A 15,218-nucleotide genomic window follows, 5' to 3' on the forward strand; every position below is an offset into this window, starting at 1 on the left:
CCTGAAGCTTTTGCAGCTCCTATAGCAAAGCTACCCGAACCTCCTAGAACTGCTATTTTCTTAATGGGCTTGCCTAATAATTTTGAATGCCTAACACAATTAGTATTCATTTTTTCTTTAACATACTCAAGGCATGCTTGCGCTTCCATGGCTTCTGATAATTCGCCAATCATACCCATTCCTATATAAGGATTGGTATTATCTAGAGTTGTAATTTCGTAAGCAACTTCTTCATAAGGGTGCGCATTTAAAAGTGCTTTTACAACGCTAGACTGTAGATGTCTTTTAAAAACTACTGAAACAGCTGTTTCGTTCTCAGTATGTAATTCACCTTTTTCACCAATAGCAGGATTTGAGAGCTCGTTACCTTTGTAAGTCCCTTCCCCTTCAATATTAAAACTACAAGAATCATAATTACCAATATTACCAGCACCAGTATTAAATAACGCTGTTCGTAATTCCTCTGCATTTGCTTTAGGTACATAAGTTTGAAGCTTTTTTAATGTACCTGATTGAGGAATTAAAATCTTCTTATTCAATAAAACTAATTGATCACAAATAATAGAATTAACACCTTGCATGGCATTATCTAAAGCTGTGTGAATAGAAAAAATAGCAATATTGTTTTGAATTGCTTTAATAACAACACGCTCTACATAAGTTTTACCTGTTAGTTTTTTTAAGCCTTTAAATATGATTGGATGAAAACTTACAATAAGGTTGCAATTATTATCTATAGCTTCATCAACCACCTCCTCTAGAGTATCTAAAGTTACCAGAACACCTGAGACAGATTGATTTTTATCACCTACCAAAAGACCTACATTATCAAAATCTTCCGCATAGCTTAAAGGAGCCAAATCGTGTAGTTGATTAATTACATCTTGAACAGTCATATGTATATTATTTGCTTCAAAAATAGTCATTAATGTCTGATTAAATCATCTATATCTTTTAGTTAAGTTTTTCGAATCGTTTTTTACTACTAAAATTAAAACATAAACTCACTAAAAAATCAGCTAAAAAGACTGAAAACATAGGTTGATAATTTTTCATCAAATCATTGATTTTTACTCGGACACAAGTAAAAAATAGCATACTTTAGTACTATAAAACATCAGCATTCAAATTACATTGTTATCCTACTGATGCTTAAGACGATGACTCAAAAAAGTTAAGAATAAAAGCACATGAAATTTATCCGAATTATATTGTTTCCTGTTGTACCCATTTACTACGTCATAACTATGTTTAGAAATTGGTTGTACGATAAAGGTTTAAAGTCGTCAAAATCTTATGATTTCCCTATAATTTGTGTTGGTAACCTTAGCACAGGTGGCACTGGAAAAACTCCTATGATTGAATATTTGATTAGACTTCTAAAAGACGAAAAACCAATCGCCACATTAAGTAGAGGTTACAAAAGAATTACTGAAGGTTTTGTTTTAGGCGATGAAGAGGCAACTTCAGACACGATTGGTGACGAGCCTTTTCAAATATTTAAAAAATTTAAAAACATTAATGTTGCTGTAGACGGTAGTCGTCAAAATGGTATTAAAGAACTTTTGTCTTTAAATAAACCACCTGAAGTCATTTTATTAGATGACGCTTATCAGCATCGAAAAGTAAAAGCTGGACTAAATATTTTACTGACTGCCTATTACAAACTCTATTGTGATGACATTGTTTTACCTACTGGTAATTTGAGAGAACCTCGATCTGGCGCAAGTAGAGCAGATATTATCGTTGTAACAAAATGTCCTAAAAACATTTCTGAGGCTGAAAAAACCGAAATAGGATTAAAACTTAATTTAAAGCCTCATCAAAAGATCTTTTTTAGCCATATAAGCTACCCTGAAAGAGCTATTTCTAAACAAAAAGAATTAGAGCTGAGTGCTCTTCCTGAGTTTACTTTAGTTTCTGGTATTGCTAATGCAAAACCATTGGTAGATTTTTTAAAACATAAAGGATTAAAATTTGAACATCTAGAATATCCTGATCATTATAGTTTTAAACCTGATGATATTGAGATTTTGGCCAAGAAAGATTTTATTGTTACAACCGAAAAAGACTATGTTAGGCTATCTGATAATGAAAACTTAGAGCCTAACTTATTCTATATTCCAATAGAATTAATGATTGATAAAAAGGAAATGTTTGATAAAGCTATTAAAGCATTTGTAGATTAGAAGAAGCTTGAAACAACTTCTTTACCAGAAAGTACATCATATAACTTACTTTCAAAATCTTCTTGCTTAAATGGTTTAGAAATAATATCGTTAAATCCTGCTTCACCAAACTCATGCATTTTGTCCTCTAATGTTACTGCAGTTAATGCAAATATCACTAAGTCTTTATTAAATGTTCTAATGATTTTAGTTGCTTCTAAACCACTTATTCCTGGCATATGAATATCCATTAAAACCATGTTGTATTCTGTTGTTTTAACTTGCTCCACAGCAGCTTCACCGTTATCTACAACATCGCAATAAAGTCCCATTTTATTGAGGATTTTCTTAGTAATCATCTGGTTGATCTTGTTATCCTCTACAATTAAAATCTTAACATCTGTTAAATCTAAATCTTCCATCTTATTTGGTTTTTTAGTTTCAACCACTTTTGGTGTATCAGCTTTTTTAGCTTTTTCTAAAGGTATTTCAAAGAAGAATGTTGTGCCTTTACCTAAATCACTCTTTAAGTAGATTTTCCCTTTTAGAATTTTTATAAGCCCTTTTACAATAGATAAACCAAGACCTGTTCCTCCATACTTACGATTAATCTGTACAGAACCTTGTGAGAAGCTCTCAAACATTTGGTCTTGCTTTTCTTTTGTAATACCAATGCCATTATCTTCTATTTCAAAACGCAAGGTGTACATTTTGTCTTTTTGGTCAATTTTGTATGCTCTTACCCAAATGTCACCATCTTTTGTAAATTTAATAGCATTTCCCAGTAGGTTAATTAAGATTTGGGAAATTTTTAATTGATCGCCATTATAGGCTTCTGGCAATCCATCTTCATAGTCAAAATGTAATTTAGTGCCATTATCCTTAGCCGAATTTGCTAAAGCAGACATTACATTTTCTATTTTATTTTTAAGATTGAATATTTCAGGATCTAATTCTACCTTATTAGCTTCGATCTTATTAATTTGTAATATATCGTTAATAAAAGTCAATAGATAATCACCTGAAAACTTTAATGATTTTAAATGCGGTTTTTGATGCTCTTTTGGATCTTCATCTAATAACATATTAGTTAAACCGGTAACAGCGTAAAGCGGAGTTCTTAACTCATGCGTAACCGTTGATAAAAAATTGGCTTTAGTTTTTGAGGCTAACTCAGCCTTTTCTTTAGCTACAATAAGTTCATCATTTTTTTTATGAAGCATATTGTTGGTGTTTAGCCTAATATTATTGTTTTTATACAACGATAAGGTTAACAAAGATAAAATTGTAATTAGTGCAATACTTAAAATAGTGGTTACTCTGGTAAAGTTACTTTCTGCACTTACCTCTTCTATTTGTTCTTTTAATTGTGCATTTTGAGCATCTTTATACTTATTAATTGATTGGCTAGAAATACTCTGATCTAAATTTTCGCGCTTTACATCTAATATAGAATCAGATAACTTTATATGCTTTGTTATATATTCATATGAATTCTTATAATCACCTTTAGCTTTGTAAACATCGCTTAAGGCAATGTAAGCTTCATTTTTATTTTCTAAAATATCATACGTTTTAGCAATTGATAAACCTTCTTTTACTTGAGACAAAGCTAAGTCGTTATTATTTAAAGCACTAGACACTTTCCCTGATTGTATTAAAGCACTACTAAGTCTTCTTCTTTGCTCGTGCTTTTTAGCAATAATTATTGTTTGTTCTAGCTGAGCCTTAGCTTTTTCATAATTATCGAGAGCTATATAAACTCTAGCTTCATTTAAAGTTACCTCAGAGATATATTCTTCTAGCTCTTCTTGTTCGAATAAATTTTTGGCTGAATGATAGTAATCCAAAGCATCTTCATACTCTTCCTTAATGCTATGAATTACCCCTTTTATATTATACGTAATAGCAAGGTTTGCGTAATCATTAATTTCTCTTTGAAGTTGAATCGCATTAGTAATTGATATGTTTGCTTTATCTGTTTCACCGACCAAATATCTAACTTTTGCAATTTTGGTATGAATGACACCTTGATGCTTCTTATCCTTTATTTTTATTGCAATTTCTAAAGCCTTATCAAGATTAGCTAAAGCAGGATAATAGTCACCTCTATTGCTTTCTAACTTAGCTTGGTCTATACGCTCCTGAAGGCGTATAGAAAGCATGTCTACATCTTCGACAACGTCTTGTTGTGCGAAAATTAGAGTATAAAAACATGCTAAAAAAACAAATATGTAATATTTGATTCGGGACATTTCAGCTCACTTTAGTTAAACAAATATAATTATTTATTCGACAAAAGTGCTTTTTTATCCGATAAATTACCAATTAAATCTAAAATTCTTGAGCTATAACCTGTTTCATTATCGTACCATCCCACTATTTTCACCATATTTCCGATAACTGAAGTCATTTGAGAATCGAAAATGCAAGAGTGTGGATTTCCAACAATATCAACAGATACAATAGAATCTTCTGTGTATTCTACTATACCTTTTAAGTAAGTTTCTGATGCTTTTTTAAAAATTTCGTTAACCTCACCAATAGTAGTATCCTTTTTTACATTAATTGTAATATCTGTAAGAGAACCATTAGCAACAGGTACTCTAATACCACAACCACCAATAACGTCTGATAAGTCTGGGAAAATTTTAGTTAAAGCTTTTGCAGCTCCTGTTGTTGTTGGCACAATAGATTGACCTGCTGCTCTTGCTCTTCTCAAGTCTCTATGTGGTTGATCGTGCAAACTTTGGTCTGTAGTATAGGAATGTACAGTTGTAATATAGGCTTGTTTTATACCAAAATGCGATTTTATTAATGCTATCATAGGAGCAGCATTATTTGTAGTACAAGATGCATTTGATATTATTGTCTCTGTACCATCAATACTGTCTTCGTTAACACCTAAAACAATAGTTTTTATATTTTCTTCTAAAGGAGGAACAGATAATATCACTTGTTTTGCTCCATTAGTTAAATGATACTGAAGCTCTGCCTTAGATTTAAATTTTCCTGTAGCTTCAATAACATAGTCAGGATTAACTCCACTCCAGTCTATTGAGTTAGGATGCGACTGATTGTATAACGGAATTGAAACATCATCTACTATAATATTATGATCGTAAAATGATACTACATTATTTAAAACACCATGAATGCTATCATACTTTAGTAAATGACTTAATGTCTTGGCATCCGCCAAATCATTAATGGCAACAATTTCTATTTGAGGATGTTGAAGTGCAAGCCTAAACACACGACGACCAATTCTACCAAATCCGTTTATGGCAACTTTAATCATTAGGTAATGTGTTTTTGCGCTTTATAAGAAGATCTTACAAGTGCGCTACTCTCTATGTGTCTAAAACCAAGTTCTATACCTATTTCTTTATATTCCTGAAACTCATCTGGATCTATAAAACGTTGAACAGGTAAATGCTTTTTTGTAGGCTGAAGATATTGCCCAACGGTTACAACATCTACATCGTGTTCTTTAAGGTCGTATAGTGTTGCCTTAACCTCTTCTTTTGTTTCACCCAAACCAAGCATGATACCAGATTTTGTTCTTCGTTGGCCTTGCTGCTTTAGATATTTTAAAACACCTAAACTCTTATCGTATTTAGCTTGTATTCTAACTTCGCGAGTTAATCGCCTAACGGTTTCGATATTGTGAGACACTACTTCAGGTGCTACATCAACAATTCTGTCTATATGCCTTTCAACACCTTGAAAGTCTGGAATTAAAGTTTCTAAAGTAGTTTCAGGATTCATTCTTCTAACAGCCTTAACTGTTTCTGCCCACATAATACTCCCCATATCTTTAAGGTCGTCTCTATCTACACTGGTTAAAACAGCGTGCTTTATTTTCATAAGCTTAATAGAACGTGCCACTTTTTCTGGCTCATCCCAATCTACAGTATCTGGTCGTCCTGTTTTCACTCCGCAAAACCCACAAGAACGTGTACAAACATTCCCTAAGATCATAAATGTAGCTGTACCTTCCCCCCAACACTCACCCATATTAGGGCAACTTCCTGAAGTACAAATTGTATTTAATTTATACTTATCTACAAGTGTTCGGAGCTCTGTATATTTTTTACCAGTAGGTAATTTAACACGTAACCATTTTGGTTTGCGCTCTGGTAAAATATTTGAAGCAACTTTGGTTTCCATCCAGTTTTAATTTCAGAAAGGCAAAGATACAAAGTAAATTCTTTCTACATAAAATAGATAAACAACTAAACGGTTATAAAAACAAAATCCTACTTAAATTAAAACATCTAAGTAGGACTTTTTTATTATTGAAACATTAGGGATTATCCTCCAAAGTCATCAAATCTAATGTTCTCATCTGCAAGACCAAAATCTTCACCCATTTTTTGAACAGCTTGGTTCATTAATGGTGGTCCACAGAAATAAAGTTCAATATCTTCTGGAGCATCATGCTTACTTAAATAATTGTCTATTACACAATTATGAATAAATCCAACAAAACCATCTCCTTCTGCATCATGAATATCTTTCTTCACTTTCCAATTATCTTCTTCTAATGGCTCAGATAAAGCTAAGAAGAATTTAAAATTAGAGAACTTACGCTCTAACTCATAGAAGTGCTCTAAGTAGAATAACTCACGCTTAGAACGTCCTCCGTACCAATACGTAACTGTTCTACCTGTTTCTAATGTTTTGAATAAGTGATATAAGTGAGAACGCATTGGTGCCATACCAGCTCCTCCACCAACATATAACATTTCTGCATCAGATTCATTGATAAAGAATTCACCATAAGGTCCTGAAATCACAACTTTGTCACCAGGTTTTCTTGAGAAAATATAAGATGAAGCTACTCCTGGGTTAACATCCATCCAACCATTCTTAGCACGATCCCATGGTGGCGTAGCAATACGAACGTTCAACATAATATCGCGTCCTTCTGCTGGATAAGAAGCCATCGAATAAGCACGCTCAACCACTTCGTCATTCTTCATAACTAATGGCCAAAGTCCAAATTTATCCCACTCTGCTTGGAATTTGTCTGGTGTTTCATGTTCCTCTGGGTGAGCAGTAATATCAATATCAGAGTATTTAATCTCACATTCTGGAATTTCAATTTGAATATAACCACCAGCTTTGTAATCCATATCTTCTGGAATACGTACAACGAATTCCTTAATAAAAGATGCTACGTTATAGTTACGGACAACTTCTGCTTCCCACTTTTTAATACCAAATATTTCTTCAGGAATGGTAATATCCATATCCTGCTTTACTTTAACCTGGCAAGCTAAACGCGCACCATGCTGTAACTCTTTACGAGAAAAATGTGGAGTTTCTGTTGGTAAAGCTTCTCCACCACCAGAATTTACATGACACTCGCACTGAATACAAGTTCCACCACCACCACAAGCAGATGGTAAAAATATTTTTTCATTACCTAAGGTAGACAATAAAGTTCCACCAGAAGCAACCTCTACCTCTCGTTCACCATTAATAGTAATCTTAACAGGACCTGAAGGCGATAATTTTTGTTTTACAAATAATAATAAGCCTACAAGAAGCAATGTTAATACTAAAAACGCTGCTACTGTTGCTAGAATAGTTCCTAAAGTACTTGCTGCTAATATCATGTTATTCAATTCCTTTTATTGTGTTATCAGCTATTTTTTTATTGGCTTTCTCTTCCTCATCTAGCTTTGACTCAATTGCCGTTTTTGTCTCTTCTTTTTTCTCTTCATCACCACCTGTTAACATTCCACCGAAACTCATAAATCCGATAGCCATTAAACCAGTGATAATAAAAGTAATTCCTAGACCTCTTAATGCAGGTGGCACGTTAGAGTATCTGATCTTTTCACGAATAGCTGCAATCGTTAAAATTGCTAAGAACCATCCAATACCAGAACCTAATCCATAAACTGCTGCTAAGCTAATTGTTGGAATTTCACGAGACTGCATAAATAAAGATCCTCCTAAAATCGCACAGTTTACAGCGATTAATGGTAAAAAGATACCTAAAGAGTTATATAATGCAGGTGCAAATTTTTCTACAATAATTTCTACCAACTGTACCATGGTTGCAATCGTTGCAATAAACATGATAAATGATAAGAAACTTAAATCATAAGAAGCATACTCTTCACCCAACCATCTTCCTAGAGCTCCAGGTTGAAGTATGTATTGATCTAACAACCAGTTTACAGGAACTGTTACACATAATACGAAGATTACTGCTGCTCCCATACCAACTGATGTTGATACTTTCTTTGATATCGCTAGGTATGAACACATTCCTAAGAACGTGGCAAATACCATGTTATCTATAAATATTGATTTAAAAAATAATTCTAAATGTTCCATAGTAAGTCTTCTTTCTAGTGATCCTCTATTAATGCTTTATTTTTACTACGTTGTACCCAAATAATGATTCCAACAACGATTAAGGCCATTGGTGCTAATAACATAAATCCGTTATTTTCATAGCCAATAGCATATAATCCTGTTTTTGCAATTGGATCACCTAATACTTTAAATCCTAATAATGTTCCAGATCCTAATAACTCTCTAAAGAATCCAACAATAATTAAAATAACACCATATCCAAGTGCATTACCAACGCCATCTAAGAAAGATTTCCAAGGACCGTTTCCTAAAGCAAAAGCCTCAAAACGCCCCATGATAATACAGTTTGTAATAATTAATCCGATAAAAGCTCCAAGTTCTTTACTCAATTGATATGAGAAAGCTTTTAATACCTGATCTACTATAATTACTAAAGCAGCAACAACAGTTAACTGCACAATAATTCTAATTTTAGAAGGAATAATGTTTCTTATTAAAGAGATTACAACATTACCAACACCTAATACGAAGATTACAGAAATCGTCATTACAATAGATGCTTTTAATTGCGCTGTAATTGCCAATGCAGAACAGATACCTAATACTTGTATAGTAATTGGGTTATTATCTGCTAATGGATCTTTAATTAAAGCCGCGTCTTTTTTTGATAAAAGTCCCATATACTACTAGTTTTTTAATGTTTTAAAATAAGGTACGTATAATTTAAGCTCTGATTTAATCATTGCAGCTACACCATCTCCAGTAATGGTTGCACCTGCAATTGCATCTACCTCATTATCTTGTTTATCATTATTTAATGGATCGCCATTACCTTTAGATATAGCAATACCAGCAAAATCGCCTGAAGCGTTTAACAAGTGCTCACCAATGAAATCATCCATAAAATAACGTTCTTTAATATTAGCTCCAAGACCTGCTGTTTCTCCTTTATGGTCAAAATAAGCACCTTGAACTATCATATTCTCATCCATAGCAACATAAGCCCAAACTGCATCCCAAAGTCCTTTACCTCTAATTGGAGCAATATAGAATGTCTTTCCATCTTTCTCCCCTACAAATAAAGGTAATTGTCTTTCTTTACCGTCCTTAGCATTTTGCTGCTCTTTCTTAATATCAATTAAATAAGCATTCTCATCTTCTTTTACATTAGTACCATTAGTAATTACTAATTGCTTTGTAATGTATTTGGTAAACTCCTCACCTACTTTATTATCTGCCACAAAAGCAACACTAGTTTCGTCATTTTCGTGAACACCCATCGTATATAAGATGTTTTGTTGTTTCTCTATACGTTTATTCTCGTCAATTTTTGGTCTTAATGATGACGCTACAAACGCTAATAAAGAACCTACTACTACCACCATTCCTATGGCAAATAGTATTGTATATGTATTTGAATCTGTCTTATTACTCATCACTAAGCTGTTTTAACTTTTGCACGTTTTAATCTCTTCTTCACGTTTCCTTGTACCACGTAGTGGTCAATAGTTGGTGCGAATACATTCATTAATAAAATAGCAAGCATTACACCTTCTGGATATGCAGGGTTGAATACTCTAATCATGATAGAAATAAATCCAACGAAGAATCCATAAATCCACTTTCCTTTATTAGTTTGAGAAGCTGTTACAGGATCTGTTGCCATGAATACTGTACCAAATGCAAATCCACCAATTAATAAGTGATGCCATGTAGGTGTACTCATTAATCCGTAAAACTTACTTGATTCTGTAATGATGTTAGCGTCAACTACCCAATTAAATATTAAGCCCATTACTAATGCACCAATAACAGATGATAGCATAATTCTCCAACTTCCTATTTTTGTAAAGATTAAGAACAAACCACCTAATAAGATTAATAACGTAGATGTCTCACCTACAGATCCAGGAATAATACCATAGAACATATCTAACCATTCATATCCTAAAACACCTTTATTCTGTGCTAAACCTCCTAAAATTGTTTCACCAGATATTGCGTCTAGTTGAGCTCCTTCTGCAATTTGATCTGCACGTTCTCTTGCTCCATGAATCCAAACTTTATCACCACTCATCCAAGTAGGATAAGCAAAGAATAAAAAGGCACGAATTGTTAATGCTGGATTAAGAATATTCATTCCAGTACCACCAAACACTTCTTTACCTATAACAACACCAAAAACTACAGCCACAGCTAACATCCATAACGGAATATCTACTGGCACAATTAATGGCACTAACATACCTGTTACTAAGTAACCTTCTTCTACTTCGTGTCCTTTGATTATAGCAAATACAAATTCAACTGCTAAACCAACTCCATACGATACTGCAACTAATGGTAACACTTTCCAAAGTCCAATAACTAGGTTATCCATAGTCCAGAAAGTAGATCCAAAGAAGCCATCAGCAGATTCAATTAAGCCTTGTGCTAAATGATGCTGATAACCTGCATTAAACATACCAAATATTAAACATGGTATTAATGCCATGATTACAATATTCATTGTACGCTTTAAATCGTCTGCTGCTTTAACATGTGTACCATTATGAGTAGTCTCATTTGGTAAATATAAAAACGTAAAAAGGGCATTAAAACCAGGAAGCCACTTCTTGTCTTTATTTTTCTCTTTAAAATTGTGTAAATTTTGTTTTAAACCCATTATCCTATCTCTTTAAGCATTAAGTCTAAGCCTTCTCTTATAATTTTTTGATGTGGTTGTTTAGACACACATATAAATTCTGTTAATGCAAAATCTTCAGGAGCTACTTCATACATTCCTAAAGCTTCCATTTCGTCTAAATCCTTATACATACAAGCTTTTAGAATTTGCATTGGGTAAATATCTAGTGGAAATACTTCTTCATAACTTCCTGTTACAACAAATGCTCTATGTTCACCATTAGTATTTGTATTAAGATCGTATTTTTTCTTTGGGTTCAACCAAGAAAAGGTTAAAGCTCTAGAAGTAGATATCTTATTAAAAATAGGCTTATTCCATCCAAAGAATTCGTAATCATCTCCTTCAGGAATCACAGAAATTACATTACTGTAGTAATCTAAAGCTCCATCTGGTGCTACTTTTTTCCCTGTTAAAACATTTCCAGAAATAATTCTATCGTTGCCATCTTTATCAACGCCATTATCGTATACCATTGTAGCTACTTCAGAACCTATCTTTGTCCTAAAATATCTTGGCTTTTTAACTGAAGAACCAGCTAAAGCTACAATACGCTCAGCATTAAACTTTCCTGTTAAAAGAAGCTCACCAATAATAACTAAATCTTGTGCATTTACCGTCCAAACAACTTCTCCTTTGTTTATTGGACTTACTTTATTTATTAAAGTACCAACATTACCTGATGGATGTGGGCCTGATATTTTGTAAGTAGTAGCGTTATCTAAATTAGCCAATGGAGAGTTAGAACTTCCTACAGAGATATGCACTCCTCCATCTGTAAACTTAGACAAAGCTGTAACTGCTGCTTGCAATTCAGCTTCCTTGCCAGCTAGAGTGTAATCTAAATCTGCCGCTAAAGGCGCACTTGCATAACCTGAAATAAAAATAGCTTTTGGTGTACTATCTGCTTTTGCAACTACATCGTAAGGACGTTGCTTTATAAAAGCCCAACAACCAGATGCTAATAAATGAGCTTTTATTTTTTCAGCATCTGAAGATAAATCAAATTCACCATGATCTAAATGCGTTTGCTCCTTATCTGCAGTAATTTTTATTGCATCGATACGACGTCTTGGTCCACGCTGTATCTCGGTAATCTCTCCAGAAACAGGAGATACAAATTTCATCGCTTCATTGTCTTTATTGTAAAACAAAGTCTCACCTGCTTTAACACGTGTACCTTCTTTTGCAACAAGTTTTGGGATAATACTGTGGAAATCTTCAGGTCTGATATAATAAAAATTGCTCACAATAGCATTTTCGGTAGTTTTTTCAGCTTCACCTACTAGCTTTATATCTAAACCCTTTTTAATTTTGATGTCTTTTGACATATACTTAAAGATTAGTTAAAAAGAAATCTATTTGCACCTTCCTATTTACTAAGAAAAATCTCAAAACGATTTCTAAAAATCGCTGCAAATTTACAAATTAAAGAGTAATTTATTTTCAAATTAGAGCTCTCGGCTTTATTTATATTCATTTTAAATAAGAGTGATTTATAAAGGCATAGAATTTGATTATCTTTATGCCTCAGAATCACAACCCAATAATGAAAAATAACTTATATAGCCTTTTATTACTTTTAATGTTACCATCTGTATTAATTTCTCAGGCAGAAGAAGTTAACCCACCAGATTTCATAAAAACGATAACATTTAAAAGCAATACAACACAAGGGCAACTACCTGTATTAAAATTAGGGGAACGTTTGTTTTTAGAATTTGACGCCCTTAATGCTAATGAAGAAGATTTTTACTACGTTATTGAGCATTATAATTTTGATTGGACTCCTTCGGTTTTAGCTAAGGCTGAATATTTAAAAGGATTAGATAATCAACGTATTCTAACTTACGAAAACTCATTTAACACCTACCAAGTTTACTCGCATTACACATTACAAATACCAAATATTCAAACACGAGCGCTTTTAAAAAGTGGTAATTACATGATTTCTATTTACGATGAATATGACGAATTAATGTTTAGCAGAAAGTTTATGGTTTATGAAGATTTGGTTAATGTAGGCGCACGTGTAAAACGCTCTAGAGATGTTAGTGTTATAAATGAAAAACAATCTGTAGACCTTGTGATTGCTACAAATAGCATCAATTTTAACAACCCACTTGAAACCATTAAAACTTTAATTATACAAAACAACAACCTTAACACTAGCATCTCCGATTTAAAACCTCAATACACACTAGGCAATGAACTTATCTACAGATACGACACCGAATCTGCATTTTGGGGAGGTAACGAATTCTTTTGGTTTGAAAACAAAGATGTAAGAACCTCTAATGTTGGCGTACAATTCATAGACTTAAAAGATATTTATCAGAGTTACCTCTACACTAACATTGCAAGAAACGGTAGACCTTACACTTACAATCCAGACCTTAACGGAAATTTTCAAGTGACAGCAGCAGATCGCATAAACACTGACATAGAAGCCGACTACACTATGGTACATTTTTCTTTATTACAAGACGAACTCATAGATAAAGACATTTATGTTTATGGCAACTTTAATGCTTATGCCATTGAACCACTTACTAAAATGGAATACAATACTGAAAGCAGAAAATACGAAGTAAGTTTTAGACTAAAGCAAGGCTTTTATAATTACAAATATGTCGTTGTTGATAGCGAAACAAATGAAATTGATGAAGGAGCTGTTAGTGGTAACTATTGGCAAACCGAAAATGACTATAAAGTCTTAGTCTATTACAGAGACCTTGGTGCGCGCTACGACAGATTAATTGGTTATGGTGAAGCTAGTTCTGTAAATATCTCTAATTAATTATTTACAGTTAAAGCTATTGGTTTGTAGCTATTATAATTCAACTTCTTTTTTATAATTTTCCCCGAAACTTCATCTAAAGTTAAACTTTCTTCAATAGGATTAGCATACAAATGAAGACTCATGGCACGTTGGCTAAATTGATTTTTCAACCTATGAAATCCATTATTTTTGTCCGCTTGAGTTAATTGGTATTTTTTTAAGGTTTTAGTAGATTGAAAAACCAACTGTCCTTTATCATTTAAGGTATAAAAATCTTCCTCCATTTCACCTTCTAACAACATCACACAACAATCTTCGCCATCATGATCGTGAATCGCAGTTTTTACTCCTTTGTCCCAACAAATTAAAATCAGCTCAAAAGATGAATCTCTATAAAAACAATTTCGGGTATAGGCATTAGGTTTCCAATGCTCAATAGACTTAAAATCGATTAAACTAAAATCAAATTCTTTCAATATTTTACTATAATCTTTTTTATGTGATACAGATAATTGATTTACAAGTTTATTTAAACTCACTTAAATGGACTTTTATTTGAAAAATAATTGATTTTTATGGAAAAATAGAAATAAATTTACTCTGTTCAAAATCTTAATTGAAACAAATGCAAAGCGACCTTAATATTTTTATAGAACTTGCCGAACAGCTACTTTTAGGAGAGACTAATCAGCCAGTAGCTAAACCTATATCTACAGCTACTCTTTATAATAAATTAGACTTATCACTAAGCTCAGAAGGTCTTGTAGATGACGACTTAATTGTTATCCTAAAAGACATTATTAAAAGTACACCAAAAACAGCTTCAAAATCATTCTTTAACCAATTATTTGGAGGAAGAATTGGTAAAGCTACACTTGGCGATCTACTTGCTGTGATGTTTAACAATAGCATGTACACCTATAAAGTTGCTGGTCCGCAAGTAGGTATTGAAAAACAGGTTTTAAAAAACATTTGCGCTTTAGCTGGTTATAATTCTGATAGCGATGGCACATTTGCACCTGGCGGATCTATGAGTAATATGATGGCTTTAATTATGGCAAGAGATGCTAAAAACGAAGCTATTAGAGCTAATGGCATTTCAACCAAAATGACGCTTTATACTTCTGCTGAATCACACTATTCTATTTCCAAAAATGCAGCGTTAACAGGCATAGGAAGAGCACAGGTTAGGTTAGTTAAAACCAATAATAAAGGTGAAATGTTAGCAGAACATTTAGAAGTATTA

Annotated in this window: 14 protein-coding genes; 3 read left to right on the forward strand and 11 right to left on the reverse strand. The window is 32.9% G+C overall.

Annotation, left to right across the window (positions count from 1 at the left end):
* Positions 1–896: Nif3-like dinuclear metal center hexameric protein (locus N4A42_RS14170; protein WP_294075401.1), on the reverse strand; the 896-nt coding region annotated here is incomplete at its 3' end.
* Positions 897–1,190: 294 nt separating this feature from the next.
* On the opposite strand from N4A42_RS14170, the gene lpxK reads away from it, so the two are divergent.
* Entirely contained in the window at positions 1,191–2,189 is a 999-nt protein-coding gene (lpxK, locus tag N4A42_RS14175) for a tetraacyldisaccharide 4'-kinase (RefSeq protein WP_294075369.1), read from the forward strand.
* On the opposite strand, the gene N4A42_RS14180 is transcribed toward lpxK, so the two are convergent.
* From N4A42_RS14180 to N4A42_RS14220, 9 genes are all read right to left on the reverse strand, one after another.
* Positions 2,186–4,333, reverse strand: a complete 2,148-nt coding sequence (locus N4A42_RS14180) for an ATP-binding protein (protein ID WP_294075372.1) — start codon at positions 4,331–4,333, stop codon at positions 2,186–2,188. The two genes, lpxK and N4A42_RS14180, sit on opposite strands and share 4 nt — an antisense overlap.
* A 119-nt stretch (positions 4,334–4,452) precedes the next feature.
* The gene (gene gap / locus N4A42_RS14185) at positions 4,453–5,469 is read right to left on the reverse strand and encodes a type I glyceraldehyde-3-phosphate dehydrogenase (protein ID WP_294075375.1); all 1,017 of its coding nucleotides are present in this window, start codon (positions 5,467–5,469) and stop codon (positions 4,453–4,455) included.
* Positions 5,469–6,341, reverse strand: coding sequence for a lipoyl synthase (gene lipA, locus N4A42_RS14190; protein WP_294075377.1), 873 nt, complete (start codon positions 6,339–6,341; stop codon positions 5,469–5,471). The genes gap and lipA overlap by 1 nt, the downstream gene beginning before the upstream one ends.
* A 143-nt stretch (positions 6,342–6,484) precedes the next feature.
* Positions 6,485–7,795 (reverse strand): NADH:ubiquinone reductase (Na(+)-transporting) subunit F, encoded by a 1,311-nt coding sequence (gene nqrF / locus N4A42_RS14195; protein WP_294075380.1) that lies wholly within the window; start codon positions 7,793–7,795, stop codon positions 6,485–6,487.
* 1 nt (position 7,796) lies between these two features.
* Entirely contained in the window at positions 7,797–8,525 is a 729-nt protein-coding gene (gene nqrE / locus N4A42_RS14200) for an NADH:ubiquinone reductase (Na(+)-transporting) subunit E (protein WP_294075382.1), read from the reverse strand.
* A 14-nt stretch (positions 8,526–8,539) separates the two neighbouring features.
* Entirely contained in the window at positions 8,540–9,187 is a 648-nt protein-coding gene (locus tag N4A42_RS14205) for an NADH:ubiquinone reductase (Na(+)-transporting) subunit D (protein WP_294075385.1), read from the reverse strand.
* A gap of 6 nt (positions 9,188–9,193) precedes the next feature.
* Positions 9,194–9,943: a Na(+)-translocating NADH-quinone reductase subunit C gene (locus N4A42_RS14210; RefSeq protein WP_294075387.1), complete on the reverse strand. Its 750-nt coding sequence runs from the start codon at positions 9,941–9,943 to the stop codon at positions 9,194–9,196.
* A gap of 2 nt (positions 9,944–9,945) precedes the next feature.
* A complete protein-coding gene (locus N4A42_RS14215; RefSeq protein WP_294075389.1) occupies positions 9,946–11,172 on the reverse strand; it encodes an NADH:ubiquinone reductase (Na(+)-transporting) subunit B in 1,227 nt (408 codons plus the stop codon).
* Positions 11,172–12,521 carry a Na(+)-translocating NADH-quinone reductase subunit A gene (locus tag N4A42_RS14220; protein WP_294075391.1) on the reverse strand — a complete coding sequence of 450 codons (1,350 nt, stop codon included), beginning with the start codon at positions 12,519–12,521 and terminating at the stop codon, positions 11,172–11,174. The genes N4A42_RS14215 and N4A42_RS14220 overlap by 1 nt, the downstream gene beginning before the upstream one ends.
* 218 nt (positions 12,522–12,739) lie before the next feature.
* Here N4A42_RS14220 and N4A42_RS14225 point away from each other — a divergent pair, with 218 nt between their 5' ends.
* Positions 12,740–13,990 (forward strand): DUF5103 domain-containing protein, encoded by a 1,251-nt coding sequence (locus N4A42_RS14225; RefSeq protein ID WP_294075394.1) that lies wholly within the window; start codon positions 12,740–12,742, stop codon positions 13,988–13,990.
* Here N4A42_RS14225 and N4A42_RS14230 read toward each other — a convergent pair.
* Positions 13,987–14,511, reverse strand: a complete 525-nt coding sequence (locus N4A42_RS14230; RefSeq protein ID WP_294075397.1) for a cysteine dioxygenase family protein — start codon at positions 14,509–14,511, stop codon at positions 13,987–13,989. The two genes, N4A42_RS14225 and N4A42_RS14230, sit on opposite strands and share 4 nt — an antisense overlap.
* Before the next feature lie 86 nt (positions 14,512–14,597).
* Here N4A42_RS14230 and N4A42_RS14235 point away from each other — a divergent pair.
* The coding region (locus N4A42_RS14235) for a pyridoxal-dependent decarboxylase (protein ID WP_294075399.1) at positions 14,598–15,218 on the forward strand (621 nt) is incomplete at its 3' end.

It is taken from the genome of Winogradskyella sp. (genome assembly GCF_025210595.1).
Taxonomy (GTDB): domain Bacteria; phylum Bacteroidota; class Bacteroidia; order Flavobacteriales; family Flavobacteriaceae; genus Winogradskyella.